This is a genomic window from Streptomyces sp. NPDC088794, assembly GCF_044750545.1.
Lineage (GTDB): Bacteria > Actinomycetota > Actinomycetes > Streptomycetales > Streptomycetaceae > Streptomyces.
This window is the reverse complement of record NZ_JBIVKB010000011.1, coordinates 61,633-75,445: the sequence shown is the minus strand read 5'-3', so window position 1 is coordinate 75,445 and position 13,813 is coordinate 61,633. Positions and strand designations below refer to the sequence as shown.

The following is a 13,813-nucleotide window of genomic DNA, read 5'->3' as shown; positions in this document are numbered from 1 at the left end:
TTCGGACGGCGTGGGTCTCACGCGTCGGGTGCGGTGGTGGACATGCGCGCGAGGCGACGGCGGACGGCGAACCATCCGGCGACCAGCGCGGCAGCGATCAGCGGCAGGCACAGCACGGTGGTGCGGCCCACGCCTCCGTCGGCGTACATGAGGACCAGGACGGAGGCGAGGAAGGCCAGCGTCACGAGTTCGGTCCAGGGGGAGCCCGGGAGTCGGTAGTCGGGGCGGGTCAGTTCGCCCTTCTCGGTCTTCTGCCAGAAGAGCAGGTGACAGAGCATGATCATGCCCCAGGTGGAGAGGATGCCGATCGCCGCGAAGTTGAGCACGATCTCGAACGCGTCGGCGGGGACCACGAAGTTGAGGGCCACACCGAGGACGCACATACCGCTGGTCAGCAGGATTCCGCCGTACGGGACCTGGGTTCGGCTCATCCGGGCGGTGAACTTGGGCGCGGAGCCGTTGACCGCCATGGAGCGCAGGATGCGACCGGTGGAGTACAGGCCGGAGTTGAGCGAGGACATAGCCGCGGTGAGGACGACGAGGTTCATCACGCCGCCGGCCGCCGGGACGCCGATGTTGGAGAGCACGGTCACGAAGGGGCTCTGGCCGGCGCTGTACTTGTTCCACGGCAGCAGCATCGAGAGCAGGACGACCGAGCCGACGTAGAAGAGGCCGACGCGCCACATGATCGAGTTGATCGCCTTCGGCATGATCTCCTCGGGGTTCTCGGTCTCGCCCGCGGCGACGCCGACCAGTTCCACGGAGGCGTAGGCGAAGACGACGCCCTGGATGACCAGGAGCATCGGCAGGACGCCGGACGGGAAGACACCGCCGTTGTCGGTGATCAGCGACGGGCCCGGGCTGTGGCCGTCGACCTGGTGCTGGGTGACCAGCAGGAAGATGCCGATCAACATGAACGCCACGAGCGCGCCCACCTTGACGATGGCGAACCAGAACTCCATCTCGCCGAACATCCGCACCGAGACGAGGTTCACGGTAAGGACGACGGCGAGCGCGATCAGTGCGATCACCCACTGCGGGATGTCGGAGAACATGCCCCAGTAGTGGGTGTAGACGGCGACCGCGGTGATGTCGGCGATGCCGGTGGTGGCCCAGTTCAGGAAGTACATCCAGCCGGCGACGTAGGCGCCCTTCTCGCCGAGGAACTCCCGGGCGTACGACACGAAGGCGCCGGACGACGGGCGGTACAGGACGAGTTCGCCCAGTGCGCGTACGACCAGGAAGGCGAAGAGGCCGCACACCGCGTAGGCGACGAACAGGGAGGGGCCCGCGTCGGCGAGGCGGCCGCCGGCGCCGAGGAAGAGGCCGGTGCCGATCGCGCCGCCGATGGCGATCATGTTGATGTGCCGTGACTTGAGGGTCTTGCTGTAGCCCTCGTCTCCGGCGTCGACATGGCCGGAACGTTTCTGCGTGCCGTCGTGCAGGGACTGCTCGCTCAAGGACTGCTCGCTCACGCCTCGGGTCCGCCTTCCGTGGGGGTGTCCGCGCGCGTGGCGCGCACGATGTCGGTGAGGGTCGTCTCGACGCGGTCCAGGTGGTGGGCCATGGCCTCCACGGCGTCGAGTTCGGAACCGTCGACCAGCGCCTCGACGATGGCCCGGTGCTCGCGGTTGGACTGCTCGCGGCGCCCGCCCAGCTCGTTCAGGAAGGCCGACTGACGGGCCAGCGCGTCCCGGATCTCCTCGATCACCCGGCGGAAGACCGGGTTCTGGGCGGCCTGGGCGACGGCGAGGTGGAAGAGCGTGTCGAGGGCGACCCACGAGGTGGTGTCGGTCTCCCGCTCCATCCGCTCCAGCAGGTGCGCGAGGTGGTCGAGGTCCTCGTGCGTGCGGCGCCTGGCCGCGTAGCCCGCGACCGGGATCTCGACGTGCCGGCGCACCTCCAGCAGATCGCTGGCCGCGTAGTCGCCGAAGGTGGGGTCCTCGACCGTGCTGGCGACGACGAAGGTGCCCTTGCCCGTCTTGGAGACGGTCAGGCCCATCGTCTGCAGGGCCCGCAGGGCCTCGCGCAGCACGGGCCTGCTGACCTCCAGGGTGCGGCACAGTTCCGCCTCGGAGGGCAGCTTGTCCCCCACCCCGTACTCGCCGCGCTCGATGGCCGCGCGCAGGTGTCCGAGCACCGCCTCCATGGCGCTGATGCGCCGGGGGCCGCCCTGACTGGCTGTCTGGCTGTCTGACAGGTTCACGGGTGTGATCCTGCGGGTGACGGGGGCGAGCTGTCAAGGGAAGCGGGACGTGACATGTGCGGGACGTGACATGCACTGGGCGTGACGCCTTGAAGCTGCGTCACGCCCGGTGGCGACCGAACGACCGCTCAACTGCGGCCGGTCAACTGTTGAGGGTCAACCCTCCCGGATCAACTGTTGATCGCGCCCGCGCTCAGCAGCCCCAGCAGCAGGACGCCGACGATGATCCGGTAGATCACGAAGGCGTTGAAGGAGTGCTTGGCGACGAACTTGAGCAGCCAGGCGATGGACCCGTAGGCGACGACGAAGGAGACGACCGTGCCGACGATCAGCGGCGCGGCGCCCACTCCCGCGCCCAGGGCGTCCTTGAGCTCGTAGATGCCGGCGCCGGTCAGGGCGGGGATGCCGAGGAAGAAGGAGAGCCGGGTGGCGGCGACGCGGTCCAGGTCGAGGATCAGGGCCGTGGACATGGTGGCGCCGGAGCGGGAGAAGCCGGGGAAGAGCAGGGCGAGGATCTGCGAACCGCCCACCAGCATCGCGTCCTTGAACGTGACGTCGTCCTCACCGCGCTTGTGCCGGCCCATCTGGTCCGCCGCCCACATCACGCCACTGCCGACGATCAGCGAGCCCGCGACCACCCACAGGGAGGCGAGCGGCCCCTCGATCAGCGGCTTCGCGGCGAGACCCACGATCACGATCGGGATGGTCGCGGCGATGACCCACCACGCGAACTTGTAGTCGTGGTGGTACCGCTCCTCCTTGTTGACCAGTCCACGGCCCCACGCGGAGACGATCCGCACGATGTCCTTGAAGAAGTACACGAGCACGGCGGCGATCGCGCCGACCTGGATGACGGCCGAGAACCCGACGACGGCGTCGTCGTCCACGGGGATGTTCATCAGCCCCTCGGTGATCTTCAGATGCCCGGTCGAGGAGACGGGGAGGAACTCGGTCACCCCCTCGACCACTCCGAGGACGACGGCCTGACCGACATTGATGACGCTCATGGAATCCAGTTCTGAGGTGTTGGTCGACAGTGCTGTAGACAGTCTTACTACGCCCGAGTGAGGCCGGTGACCTAACCCCAGAGGGCCTGAGCGACCGAAACCCCGACAAATGCCGCGCCGAGGCCTGCCATCACACTGCCCACGACGTTGGCGGCAGCGTAGAGCCCCGCACCGGTCTCGGTGAGCCTCAGGGTCTCGTAGGAGAAGGTCGAGTACGTCGTCAGGGCCCCGCACAGCCCGGTGCCGAGGAGCAGTTGGAGGTGGGCGCCCGCTGCCCCGGCGGTCGCCGCGCCGGTGAGCGTGCCGAGGACCAGGCAGCCGCACACGTTCACCGCGAAGGTGCCCCAGGGGAAGACCGAGTCGTGCCGGGTCTGCACCGCGCGGTCGGTGAGATAGCGCAGGGGCGCGCCGACCACGGCTCCGAGCACGACGAGCAGCCAGTTCACAACGACTTCTTACCCTTCGTGTCCGATTCGCCGGGCCCGCGGTCGCGGCCGACGTACCTGATGACCTCGCAGTCGTCGAGGATGACGAGCCCTTCGTCGACGAGTTCGTCGAGCTGCGGCAGGAAGGCCCGTACCCGCTCCTCGGTATCGACCACGATGATCGCGACGGGCAGGTCCTCGCTCAGGGACAGCAGCCGCGAGGTGTGGATCCGGGACGAGGCGCCGAAGCCCTCGACACCGCGAAAGACGCTGGCACCGGCGAGGCCGGCCGCGTGCGCGCGGTGCACGATCTCCGAGTAGAGGGGCTTGCGGTGCCAGGTGTCGTTCTCTCCGACGAAGACGGTCAGGCGCAGGGCGCCGCCGGTCAGCCTCGTCATCGGTGCCTCCACTTCAGGGCGCGGCGGGCCGCCGTCGCGGCGAGCCACACCGCCGTGAGCGCCGCGAGCAGGGTCGCGGCGAGGTAGGCCAGACCCGTGCGGGGGTGGCCGGCGTCGACGAGTTTCTGGATGTCGACGGTGTACGTCGAGAAGGTGGTGAAGCCGCCGAGCACGCCGGTCCCGAAGAACGGGCGGAGCAGGCGACGGGTGGTCCAGACCTCGGTGACGAGCACCATGAACACGCCTATGACGGCGCAGCCGACGACGTTCGTCCAGAAGGTCGCCCAGGGGAAGCCGCCGGGCTGGGCGGGCCACCACAGGGCCAGTGCGTAGCGGGCCGTGGCACCGATCGCGCCGCCGAGGGCGACCATCGCGACGATCGGGGTCTGGCCCCGCCAGTCGGCCCGGCGACGGGTCTCGGGGCGGGTGCGGAGGCTCTCGGCTTCGGGGGCTGTCACGGTCGTACGTCTCCTACTCGCCTGGGCCCGGGCCTGCGGGCACCGCTCGTTCGCAAGTAGGGACCGTTGGCGGCAGCGCTGCCGCGGTTCGGGTACGGCGGGCCCCACCGCCGCGCCGCGGGACGTGCCCGCGACCGGGCATCAGGTTAACGCCCGGGCGGGACCGGGGTCACTTCGGGACCGGCGGCTCGCACACCGCGACACCGCGCTCCCAGAGGCTGCCCAGGACCAGGAACCCGGCGGCCTCGCACACGCTGGTCACCATGCGGAAGCCGGAGTGGCGGCGGGCCAGGTGGTGGACGGTGGCGCCGGTGTCGTCGACCGCGAGGGCGCCGATCGTGCCGGTGGGGCGGAACGGGGCGCGGACGGCGATGCGGGCGGCGCGGGAACGGACGGCGGGGGCCGCGCGGTGCAGGAGGTCGAGGGGCGGGATGCGGGGGCCGGCCAGGGACACCCAGATCGGGCCGTCCGGTCCGCCGCGCCAGAGGTTGTCGGGCATGCCCGGGAGGTTCTCGACGAACGGTTCGGCGTGTCCCGCCTTCGCGCCGGTGAGCCAGTAGCGGGTCAGCCGGCAGTCGCCGGTCTCGGCGACGACCAGGAAGGACTCGTCGGCGCTCAGTGCGAGGCCGTTGGCGAACTGCAGCCCCTCCAGCAGCACTTCGGGTGTCTCGGTGCCCGGCGCCAGGCGCAACAGGCGGCCGGTTCCGGTGTGTTCGACGAGGTCGCCGATCCACTGGTCGAGGGGGTAGCGCCGGCTGGAGACGGTGAAGCAGACGCTCCCGTCGGACAGCGCGACAACGTTGCTGCAGAACCGCAGCGGCTCCCCCAGCACCGAGTCGGCGAGGATCCGCACGACCCCGTCCGTCAGGTCGACACGCAGCAGACCGAGTTCGGCGTCGCACACCAACAGCGCGCCGTCCGGCAGGAGTTCGAGGCCGAGCGGTCTGCCGCCGGTCTCCGCGAGGACCTCGACGCGGGCGTCGGCGGAGTCGGCCAGGCCGTCGACGCGCAGAATACGGCCGTCCTCGACGCCCGTGATGACACGGCCGCGGGAGTCGGCGACCACGTCCTCGGGGCCCCGGCCGCCGATGTCGACGTAGCGGAGCGGGACGAGTGGCGTGGGACGGTCCATGTGCGTCTGCCCTTCGGAGAGTTCGCCGGCTGGCTCGCGAACGGCCTCCGCCTTCGCGTCCGTTCGCGGCTACCAGCCTTTCTCAAACATGCGCGCGACCTCGGCGATCCGCATCTCGTCGCGCCGGTAGTAGGTGCGCCGGCGGATTCTGCGGGTGCGCACCAGGCCGAGGGCCGCGAGCAGGCCGAGGTGGGTGTCGGCGACCTTGCGGGGCACGCCGAGCTTCGCGGCGACGGCCTGTGCGGTCACGCCGTCCTCGGCGCGGTCGCCGTGCGGCTGCGGCGGGAAGTTGGCGACCGGGTCCTTCAGCCACTCCAGGATGCCCAGACGCTGCTCACTGACCGGAGTCCTCAACATCTCGTCCTCCTCCCGGACGGACCGCCGCATACCGCGCGTCTTCCCACTCTCCCGCAGTCGGGGCCGCCGTGTCCGGGACTCGGCGAGCCTTGTCCGGGACCGGGCGGCCCCGAGCGCCCGGAGCCGTCCACCGGCGGCCCCGGAAAAGCGGGCGGGGGCCCGGCCGCTCCCCTGCGACCGGACCCCCTCCTCGTGGTTCAGCGGTGGCTGAACCACGCCATCGCCGGGAGCGCCCTGTCGTCGTAGCCGAACAGGGCCTGGTTCTCCCAGCCGTTGCCCGAGGTGGAGTCGGCCGGGTCCCAGCCGTTGCCGGTGACCGCGGTCCAGGTCGCCTCCCAGTAGAAGACGCCGAGGCCACGGCCGTTCGGGACCGCCTCCACGATGTTGGCCACCGCGTTCATCCACGCCGACTGGCCTGCCGTGGTGGCCGGGTAGCCGGTGACCAGTTCACCGGTGGTGTCGATCTGGTTGGCGAGCGAGTCGTCGTTGTCGAGCCGGAAGGGGTAGGCCGTCTCGGCGACGAACACCGGCTTGGCGTAGCGGGACGCCACGTCGTCGAGGGTGGTCTGCGCGGCGGCGAGCGAGCCGTGCCAGTACCCGTAGTAGGACAGCCCGATCACGTCGTAGTTGACGCCGTACGTCTTGGCGCTGTCGAACCACCAGCGCACGGTCGCGTCGTCGCCCGCGTTGGCGAGATGCAGTGCGACCTGTGTGCTCGACGAGACCGCCTTGACCGCGCTGTAGCCGGAGTTGATCAGCCCGGCGAGCTGCGACCAGTTGCCGGTGGACCCGTCGGACCACAGCATGCCGCCGTTGATCTCGTTGCCGACCTGCACCATGTCCGCCGTGGTGCCCTGCGCCTTCAGGGCGTTGAGCACGTCGTAGGTGTGGTTGTAGACGTCGGTCTTCAACTGGCTGTACGAGTGCGACGCCCAGGCGGCCGGCTTGGTCTGCTTGCCCGGGTCGGCCCAGGTGTCCGAGTAGTGGAAGTCGACCAGCAGTTTCATGCCGGCCGCCTTGACGCGCTTGGCGACGGCGAGCACGTGGGCCTTGTCGTTGTAGCCGTCGGCCGGGTTGACCCACACCTTGAGGCGCGCGTAGTTCATGCCGGCGTTCTTGAGGATGGTGACCGCGTCGCCGCTGGTGCCCGAACTGGTCTTGTAGACGCCGCCCTTGGCCTCGCTCTTGGCGAGGGAGGAGATGTCGGATCCCTTGATCGACAGTCCGGTCGAACCGGACGCGAAGGTCAGGTCGTCAACATTGATCCAGTTGCCCGCGTTCCCGTCACTGTTGATGCTGATGGTGCACTGGTTGTTCGTCACGTTGATCGACGTGACGATCCGGACCCAACTGCTGGTGGACACCGGCAGATCGGTGCGCTGGTCCGCACTGCCGCAGCTCTTCAGGGCTATGTAGGCGGAGTTCTGCCCGCCGCCGGAGCGGACCCAGGCGGTGAGCGTGTAGCTGCCGTTGGTCAGGCCCGAGAGGTACTGGTAGGTCTCCACCTTGTAGGCGGCCGCCGAGTACTGGGACAGGCGGTAACTCCCGCCGTGGCCGCCGGACTCGGTGTAGGAGGCTCCGGTGTCGCCGTACTCCGACCAGCCGGTCGGCGCGGCCGTGGCCGCCCCGTCGGACTCGAACCCGCCGTTGGTCAGCGTGCTCGCCGCCGTCGCGGTCTGGGCGGGCAGGGCGGTGAGGGCAAGCCCGGCCACGAGCGGCAGCAGCAGGGCCCTGAGAGTGCGTCTGGGATGGAACATCGTCGTCCGTCGTCCCTTCGACATGCATGGGGATGGGGGTGCCCGCACGCCCGGCCCGGGTTCGGGGAGGAACCGGTGTGCGAGATCCCCTCCGCCCGCGGCGCGCGGCTCGCGCGGGCGGAGGGAGTCGGCTCAGCCGTCGAGTCGTACGACCCGGACGGCTCCCGCGGGGACCGCGAGGCGGCCCGCGGCACGTTCACCGGTCAGCAGCTCGGTGCCGGACGCGTCCAGCGGCACCTTGGCGTCCGACGCGGTGTGGTTGATCGCGAACACGAAGCGGCCCGACTCGCCCGTGCGGCGCACCACTTCGACGTCCGGCGGCAGATCGGCGGGCGGGGCGAGGCGCGCGTCCTCGCTCGCCCAGCCGAGCAGCGCGTCCAGACCCTCGGCGCCGAGCCGGGTGGAGACGTACCAGGCGGTGCCCTCGCCGAGCCGGTGCCGGGTGACGGCCGGGTGGTCCGCGGCCGGTCCGTCGGCGTACGTCCAGACCGTGTCGGCGCCGCGCGGGACGACGAACTCGGTCCACACGTCGCCGCTGAGTTCGGAGCCGTCCGGGCCGGTGATCCGCGTCGACTCGCCCGCCGGCAGCGGCGCGAACTCCTCGACGGTGAGGCCGAGCACGTCCCTGAGCGCGCCCGGGACGGGGCCCTCGTGGACGGCGTCGTGCTCGTCGACGATGCCGGAGAAGTACGAGACGACGAGGGTGCCGCCGTGCTCGACGTACTCCTTGAGGTTGTTCCCGGCCGCCTCCGTCATCAGGTACAGCGCGGGCACGACGACAAGGGGATACCTCGACAGGTCGGCTTCCGGGTGGATGAAGTCGACGGTGAGGTGCCGGTCGTAGAGGGCCGCGTAGAAGGCGTCGGCACGCTCGCGTGCGTCGTGGTCCTCACTGGGCCGCCACTGGAGTTTCTGCGCCCACCAGGAGTGCCAGTCCCACAGGACGGCCACGTCGGCCTCGGTGCGGGTGCCGCGGACCGGGGTCAACGAGTCGACGGCGGCGCCGAGTTCGACGACCTCGCGCCAGACGCGGGTCTTGGTGCCGCCGTGCGGCAGCATCGCCGAGTGGAACTTCTCGGCGCCGCGCCGGGACTGGCGCCACTGGAAGAACATGGCGCCGTCGGAGCCGCGGGCCACGTGGGCGAGGGAGTTGCAGGCCATCTGGCCGGGGGCCTTGGCGGGGTTGCGCGGCTGCCAGTTGACGCCCGAGGTGGAGTGCTCCAGCAGGAGCCAGGGGGCGCCGCCGGCGACCGAGCGGGTGAGGTCAGCGGCCATCGCGAGGTTGACGTGGGTGCGGCGGCCGTCGGTGATCAGGTAGTGGTCGTTGGTGACGAGGTCGACCTCGCGGCCCCAGGCCCAGTAGTCGACGGAGTCGCACTGGCTGAGGGCGGTCATGAAGTTGGTCGTCACCGGGACGCCCGGCGAGAGGCGGTGGAGGATGTCCCGCTCCATGACGAAGTTCTCGCGCATGGTGGCGTCGGCGAAGCGCTTGTAGTCGAGCGCCTGGCCGGGGTTGCCGACGGTCGGGGTGGCGCGCGGTGGGTTGATCTGGTCGAAGCCGGCGTAGCGCTGGCCCCAGAAGGCGGTGCCCCAGGCCTCGTTGAGGGCCTCGACCGTCCCGTACGTCGTCGCCAGCCAGCGGCGGAAGTGGGCCGCGCAGGAGTCGCAGTAGCAGGCCGAGACGGGGACGCCGTACTCGTTGTGCACGTGCCACAGCGCGAGGGCCGGGTGGGCGGCGTAGCGCTCGGCGAGTCGGGTGGTGACGGTCGCGGCGGCGGTGCGGTAGTCGGCGTTGCTGTGGCAGATGGCGCCGCGCGAGCCGAACTCCAGGCGCACGCCCTCCGGGGTGACCGGCAGCGCCTCGGGGTGGGCGCGGTAGAACCAGGCGGGCGGGGCCACGGTCGGGGTGCCGAGGTCGACGCGTATGCCGTTGTCGTGCAGCAGGTCGAGCAGGCGGTCCAGCCAGCCGAAGTCGTACTCCCCCGGCGCGGGTTCGAGCAGCGCCCAGGAGAAGATCCCGACGCTCACCATCGTCACGCCGGCCTCCCGCATCAGCCGCACGTCCTCCGGCCAGACGCGCTCCGGCCACTGCTCGGGGTTGTAGTCCCCGCCGAAGGCCAGCCTGGTGAGGCCCTTGGGGGTGGTCTCCGGCATGGGGCTCTCCTGATGGGTCAAGAATTTGGGAACGTGCACACAGAGGGGCGGCGGTGCGAGCACACAATAACCGCACCACCTCGACCACTGACAAGGGTCAGGAGCGGTTCGGTTCTGTGCACGTTCCCAGCCACAGGACGCAGGCCTCACCGATCCAGCGGTTCCGGCATCTCGATCCGCGCCCCGGGGCCGTAAAGTCATGACCATGAGCAACACGGGGGGCCGACGCAGACCGCCGACGATCCATGACGTGGCCCGCGAGGCGGGGGTCTCGCGCGGGACCGTGTCACGGGTGCTCAACGGCGGGCACTACGTCAGCCCGGCCGCCCAGGAGGCGGTCAACGCCGCGATCCGCAGGACCGGGTACGTCGTGAACCGGCACGCGCGATCGCTGATCACCGGGCGTTCGGACTCGGTGGGCTTTCTGCTGACGGAGCCTCAGGAGCGGTTCTTCGAGGACCCGAACTTCAACGTCCTACTGCGCGGCTGCACCCAGGCGCTGGCCGCGCACGACATCCCGCTGCTGCTGATGCTGGCGGGCACCGAGGACGAACGGCGGCGCATCACGCGGTACATCACGGCGGGCCATGTCGACGGAGTGCTGCTGGTCTCCAGCCACTTCGGGGACCCGGTCGCCGAGGAACTCCGCGAGGCGGGCGTGCCGTTGGTCGCCTGCGGGAAGCCGATAGGGCTCGGCTCGAAGGTGAGTTACGTGGCCGCCGACGACCGGGACGGCGCCCGGGACATGGTCCGCCACCTGATCTCCCTGGGCCGGCGCCGGGTGGGCGTGGTCACCGGCCCGCTCGACACCCCCGGTGGCGTGGAGCGCCTCGCCGGCTACAAGGAGGTGCTCGCCGAGGCGGGCGTCGAGTTCGACGAACGGCTCGTCGTGTCCGGGGACTACAGCCGGGCCAGCGGCGAGGCGGGCGCCGAGCGGCTGCTCGCCCGAGTACCGGACCTGGACGCGGTCTTCGTCGCGTCCGACCTGATGGCCCAGGGCGTCCTGACGGCGCTGGAGCACGCGGGCCGGCGGGTGCCGCAGGACGTCTCGGTCGGCGGCTTCGACGACTCCCCCGCCGCGGCGGCCGCCCGGCCGGAACTCACCACCATCCGTCAGCCCTGGGACCGCATCAGCGCCGAGATGGTCCGGGTGCTCCTCGCCCAGATCGGCGGCGAGGACCCGGCGGCGGTGATCCTGCCGACGGAGCTGATCCGGCGCGAGTCGACCTGACGGACGTACCGCGGTCGTGTTCGTACGGGGTGTGGGCACCGGCTCCGTGCGGCAACCGGTCAGTTTCCGAGAAGCCGGCCGGCCCTCCCCCGCCCTAGCGTGAAACCACCGGCGAAAACCGTCGGAGCATCCACGCGAAGGAGTACGCCATGACTGCCGGCGCGCAGACGATCATCTACCCCGTCAAGGACATCGCCCGGGCGAAGGCCCTGTTCAGCGCCCTGCTCGAAGTGGAGCCGTACGCCGACGAGCCCTACTACGTCGGCTTCAAGGACGGCGGGCAGGACATCGGGCTCGACCCCAACGGCCACGCGAAGGGCATGACCGGACCGGTGCCGTACTGGCACGTCTCCGACATCCGGGGGCGGCTCGCGGCGCTCGTGGAGGCGGGCGCCGAGGTGCTGCAGGACGCCCAGGACGTGGGCAACGGCCGGCTGATCGCCTTCGTGAAGGACGCGGACGGCAACCTCGTCGGACTGCTCCAGGACCCGGCCGCCTGAGGTCCGCAGCCGGGCCGATACTGCATGCACCCGCACTAGTTGCACACTCAATGAATGGCCGATTCGGTGTTACCGTGCGGGTATGGCAGCGAACACCGTCGACACCCGGCTCGAAGAGAGATGGCGGGACATCCTGTCCGTGCACGCCCGCACGATGTGCGAGATCGACCGGGTCCTGCACCCGCACGGCCTGGGCGCGAGCGACTTCGAGGTGCTCGACATCCTCGCGTCCGAAGCGCCCCGCGAGGGCGACCAGTGCCGGGTGCAGAACCTCGTCGGCCGGGTCCATCTCAGCCAGAGCGCACTGTCCCGGCTCATCGGCCGGCTGGAGAAGGACGGTCTGCTGGAGCGTTCCGTCTGCGCGGAGGACCGGCGCGGGGTGTTCGTCACCCTGACCGGCAAGGGTCGCGATCTGCACGCACAGGTGCTGCCGGTCCAACGGGCCGCGCTGGCCCGCATGTTGGACGAGGGGTCCCCGGCGCGGGACTGAGTCCGGGCGGACCGCCCGGCATTGCGCCGCCGACGTCCGTTCAGGCGCGCCCGTCCGGCGCGCAGCCCCGCAGCATGAACGCGATCACCTCGTCCAGCCCGTGCTCCGTGATCTCGGGGGCGAGCATGCCGTTCGCCGCCAGGTCGGCGTAGCCGTGCAGGGTCGCGAAGATCGGGATGCCGACGCGCTCGACGGATCCCTCCCGCACCTCACCGTCGCGCTGCCCGTCGACCACCAGCCGCTCGATGATCTCGGACCATTTCCGAGTCGCCTCCCGCAGGGCGGCGGACGCCTCCGGGTCGTGCTTGATCGAGTACATCAGGTCGAGCAGCACGGCGTTGTCCAGGCAGAAGCCCACGTACGTGCGGACCATCGCGTCCAGCTGTTTGGGGAAGGTCCCCCCGGCGTCGGCCTGTGACTCCGCCATCGCCGAGGTCATCCGCTCGTAGCCGACCAGCGCGAGCGCGTCCAGGAGCGCCTGCTTGTCCTTGAAGTGGCGGCTCGGCGCGGCATGACTGACACCGATGTCCCGGGCCAGCTCGCGCAGCGACAGCGCGGCGGTCCCCTTCTCCCGGAGGGTCTCTTCGGCGCGCGCCAGCAGGGCGGCGCGCAGGTCTCCGTGGTGGTAACGGCGAGGACTGGTCTGCATGAGCGCCAGTGTATCGACCACGTACGCACTGCCTACATTGTTGCCAGTGCCATCATTGTTGGCGCCGTCACCATTGTTGTCGTTGACAGCATTGTTGGCGGCGCCTACATTGGCTGGCATGACTACTGCACCCAGCAAGTGGAACGTCACCGACATCCCCGACCAGACCGGCCGCACGGCCGTCGTCACCGGGGCCAACAGCGGTCTCGGCATCGCCACCGTCACGGCGCTGGCCGAAGCGGGCGCCCACGTGGTGCTCGCGGTACGGGACCCGAAGCGCGGCGAGGCCGCCGCCGCGGGCCTGCGCGGCAGCGTGGAGGTGCGCCGGCTCGACCTGGCAGACCTCTCCTCCGTACGCGAGTTCGCCGCCGGCTGGCAGGGCGACCTGGATCTGCTCGTCAACAACGCCGGCGTCATGAACGTCCCGGAGTCCCGCACCAAGGACGGCTTCGAGACGCAGTTCGGCACCAATCACCTGGGCCACTTCGCCCTGACGAACCTGCTGCTGCCGCACATCACCGACCGCGTGGTGACGGTGGCGTCCGGCGCGCACCGGATGCCGGGCAGCCCGTACATCCACTTCGACAACCTGGACCTCACCGGCGAGTACGCGCCGATGAAGGCCTACAGCCAGTCCAAGCTGGCCAACCTGCTGTTCACCCTCGAACTCCAGCGCCGCCTCACCGAGTCGGGCTCGTCCGTACGCGCCCTGAGCGCACATCCCGGGTGGGCCGCCACCAACCTCCAGAGCCATGACGGCAGTGTGCTGCGCCGCGCCTTCATGCGGATCGGGAACCGCTTCGTGGCCCAGGACAACAAGGCCGGCGCGCTGCCGACCCTGTACGCCGCCACGCAGGACCTGCCCGGCGCGAGTTACCTGGGCCCGGACGGGCTCGCCGAGATGCGCGGCGCCCCGGCCCTGGTCGGCCGCTCCTCCGCCGCCAGCGACCCGGCGACGGCCCGGCGTCTGTGGACCGCTTCCGAGGAGCTGACCGGCGTCACGTTCCCGCAGCCGGCCGCGACCGCCACGGTGTGACGGCACCGCATCC

At 70.5% G+C, this 13,813-nt stretch carries 15 protein-coding genes; 4 read left to right on the top strand and 11 right to left on the bottom strand.

Annotated elements, in window-relative coordinates; all coding sequences use genetic code 11:
• Nucleotides 1-17: 17 nt before the first annotated feature.
• The 10 genes from ACIP6U_RS28270 to ACIP6U_RS28225 form a co-directional block, all read right to left on the bottom strand.
• The gene (locus ACIP6U_RS28270; protein ID WP_401723875.1) at nucleotides 18-1,460 is read right to left on the bottom strand and encodes an amino acid permease; all 1,443 of its coding nucleotides are present in this window, start codon (nucleotides 1,458-1,460) and stop codon (nucleotides 18-20) included.
• An 11-nt stretch (nucleotides 1,461-1,471) separates the two neighbouring features.
• The gene (locus ACIP6U_RS28265; protein ID WP_401723874.1) at nucleotides 1,472-2,149 is read right to left on the bottom strand and encodes a FadR/GntR family transcriptional regulator; all 678 of its coding nucleotides are present in this window, start codon (nucleotides 2,147-2,149) and stop codon (nucleotides 1,472-1,474) included.
• A gap of 227 nt (nucleotides 2,150-2,376) precedes the next feature.
• Nucleotides 2,377-3,213: an undecaprenyl-diphosphate phosphatase gene (locus ACIP6U_RS28260; RefSeq protein WP_401723280.1), complete on the bottom strand. Its 837-nt coding sequence runs from the start codon at nucleotides 3,211-3,213 to the stop codon at nucleotides 2,377-2,379.
• A gap of 71 nt (nucleotides 3,214-3,284) precedes the next feature.
• Nucleotides 3,285-3,659, bottom strand: coding sequence for a fluoride efflux transporter CrcB (crcB, locus tag ACIP6U_RS28255; protein ID WP_401723278.1), 375 nt, complete (start codon nucleotides 3,657-3,659; stop codon nucleotides 3,285-3,287).
• A complete protein-coding gene (locus tag ACIP6U_RS28250) occupies nucleotides 3,656-4,036 on the bottom strand; it encodes a DUF190 domain-containing protein (RefSeq protein WP_401723275.1) in 381 nt (126 codons plus the stop codon). Before ACIP6U_RS28250 ends, crcB (ACIP6U_RS28255) begins: the two co-directional genes overlap by 4 nt.
• Nucleotides 4,033-4,494 (bottom strand): fluoride efflux transporter CrcB, encoded by a 462-nt coding sequence (gene crcB / locus ACIP6U_RS28245; RefSeq protein WP_401723273.1) that lies wholly within the window; start codon nucleotides 4,492-4,494, stop codon nucleotides 4,033-4,035. The genes ACIP6U_RS28250 and crcB (ACIP6U_RS28245) overlap by 4 nt, the downstream gene beginning before the upstream one ends.
• Nucleotides 4,495-4,663: 169 nt before the next feature.
• Nucleotides 4,664-5,626, bottom strand: coding sequence for an SMP-30/gluconolactonase/LRE family protein (locus ACIP6U_RS28240; RefSeq protein ID WP_401723270.1), 963 nt, complete (start codon nucleotides 5,624-5,626; stop codon nucleotides 4,664-4,666).
• A 69-nt stretch (nucleotides 5,627-5,695) separates the two neighbouring features.
• Nucleotides 5,696-5,983 (bottom strand): ArsR family transcriptional regulator, encoded by a 288-nt coding sequence (locus ACIP6U_RS28235; protein WP_401723268.1) that lies wholly within the window; start codon nucleotides 5,981-5,983, stop codon nucleotides 5,696-5,698.
• 197 nt (nucleotides 5,984-6,180) lie between these two features.
• Nucleotides 6,181-7,740: a glycosyl hydrolase 53 family protein gene (locus ACIP6U_RS28230; protein ID WP_401723266.1), complete on the bottom strand. Its 1,560-nt coding sequence runs from the start codon at nucleotides 7,738-7,740 to the stop codon at nucleotides 6,181-6,183.
• Nucleotides 7,741-7,872: 132 nt separating this feature from the next.
• Nucleotides 7,873-9,894: a beta-galactosidase gene (locus tag ACIP6U_RS28225; RefSeq protein ID WP_401723264.1), complete on the bottom strand. Its 2,022-nt coding sequence runs from the start codon at nucleotides 9,892-9,894 to the stop codon at nucleotides 7,873-7,875.
• Nucleotides 9,895-10,093: 199 nt separating this feature from the next.
• Here ACIP6U_RS28225 and ACIP6U_RS28220 point away from each other — a divergent pair, with 199 nt between their 5' ends.
• The 3 genes from ACIP6U_RS28220 to ACIP6U_RS28210 all read left to right on the top strand — a co-directional run bounded on the left by ACIP6U_RS28220 (nucleotide 10,094) and on the right by ACIP6U_RS28210 (nucleotide 12,115).
• Nucleotides 10,094-11,125, top strand: a complete 1,032-nt coding sequence (locus tag ACIP6U_RS28220) for a LacI family DNA-binding transcriptional regulator (protein WP_401723263.1) — start codon at nucleotides 10,094-10,096, stop codon at nucleotides 11,123-11,125.
• Nucleotides 11,126-11,274: 149 nt separating this feature from the next.
• Nucleotides 11,275-11,625: a VOC family protein gene (locus ACIP6U_RS28215; protein ID WP_401723262.1), complete on the top strand. Its 351-nt coding sequence runs from the start codon at nucleotides 11,275-11,277 to the stop codon at nucleotides 11,623-11,625.
• Nucleotides 11,626-11,707: 82 nt separating this feature from the next.
• Nucleotides 11,708-12,115: a MarR family winged helix-turn-helix transcriptional regulator gene (locus tag ACIP6U_RS28210; RefSeq protein WP_401723260.1), complete on the top strand. Its 408-nt coding sequence runs from the start codon at nucleotides 11,708-11,710 to the stop codon at nucleotides 12,113-12,115.
• 40 nt (nucleotides 12,116-12,155) lie between these two features.
• Here ACIP6U_RS28210 and ACIP6U_RS28205 read toward each other — a convergent pair whose 3' ends face one another.
• Complete coding sequence (locus ACIP6U_RS28205; protein ID WP_401723258.1) at nucleotides 12,156-12,764, bottom strand: TetR/AcrR family transcriptional regulator; 609 nt, start codon at nucleotides 12,762-12,764, stop codon at nucleotides 12,156-12,158.
• Between the two features lie 118 nt (nucleotides 12,765-12,882).
• Here ACIP6U_RS28205 and ACIP6U_RS28200 point away from each other — a divergent pair, with 118 nt between their 5' ends.
• Nucleotides 12,883-13,800: an oxidoreductase gene (locus ACIP6U_RS28200; RefSeq protein ID WP_401723257.1), complete on the top strand. Its 918-nt coding sequence runs from the start codon at nucleotides 12,883-12,885 to the stop codon at nucleotides 13,798-13,800.
• Nucleotides 13,801-13,813 lie beyond the last annotated feature (13 nt).

Bases quoted from the DNA above. Each gene is read 5' to 3' on its own strand.
- ACIP6U_RS28260 (WP_401723280.1), bottom strand. From the start codon at position 3,213: ATGAGCGTCATCAATGTCGGTCAGGCCGTCGTCCTCGGAGTGGTCGAG.
- ACIP6U_RS28230 (WP_401723266.1), bottom strand. From the start codon at position 7,740: ATGTTCCATCCCAGACGCACTCTCAGGGCCCTGCTGCTGCCGCTCGTG.
- ACIP6U_RS28225 (WP_401723264.1), bottom strand. From the start codon at position 9,894: ATGCCGGAGACCACCCCCAAGGGCCTCACCAGGCTGGCCTTCGGCGGG.
- ACIP6U_RS28200 (WP_401723257.1), top strand. From the start codon at position 12,883: ATGACTACTGCACCCAGCAAGTGGAACGTCACCGACATCCCCGACCAG.
- ACIP6U_RS28210 (WP_401723260.1), top strand. From the start codon at position 11,708: ATGGCAGCGAACACCGTCGACACCCGGCTCGAAGAGAGATGGCGGGAC.
- ACIP6U_RS28250 (WP_401723275.1), bottom strand. From the start codon at position 4,036: ATGACGAGGCTGACCGGCGGCGCCCTGCGCCTGACCGTCTTCGTCGGA.
- ACIP6U_RS28265 (WP_401723874.1), bottom strand. From the start codon at position 2,149: ATGGAGGCGGTGCTCGGACACCTGCGCGCGGCCATCGAGCGCGGCGAG.
- ACIP6U_RS28235 (WP_401723268.1), bottom strand. From the start codon at position 5,983: ATGTTGAGGACTCCGGTCAGTGAGCAGCGTCTGGGCATCCTGGAGTGG.
- ACIP6U_RS28220 (WP_401723263.1), top strand. From the start codon at position 10,094: ATGACCATGAGCAACACGGGGGGCCGACGCAGACCGCCGACGATCCAT.
- ACIP6U_RS28205 (WP_401723258.1), bottom strand. From the start codon at position 12,764: ATGCAGACCAGTCCTCGCCGTTACCACCACGGAGACCTGCGCGCCGCC.
- ACIP6U_RS28240 (WP_401723270.1), bottom strand. From the start codon at position 5,626: ATGGACCGTCCCACGCCACTCGTCCCGCTCCGCTACGTCGACATCGGC.
- ACIP6U_RS28215 (WP_401723262.1), top strand. From the start codon at position 11,275: ATGACTGCCGGCGCGCAGACGATCATCTACCCCGTCAAGGACATCGCC.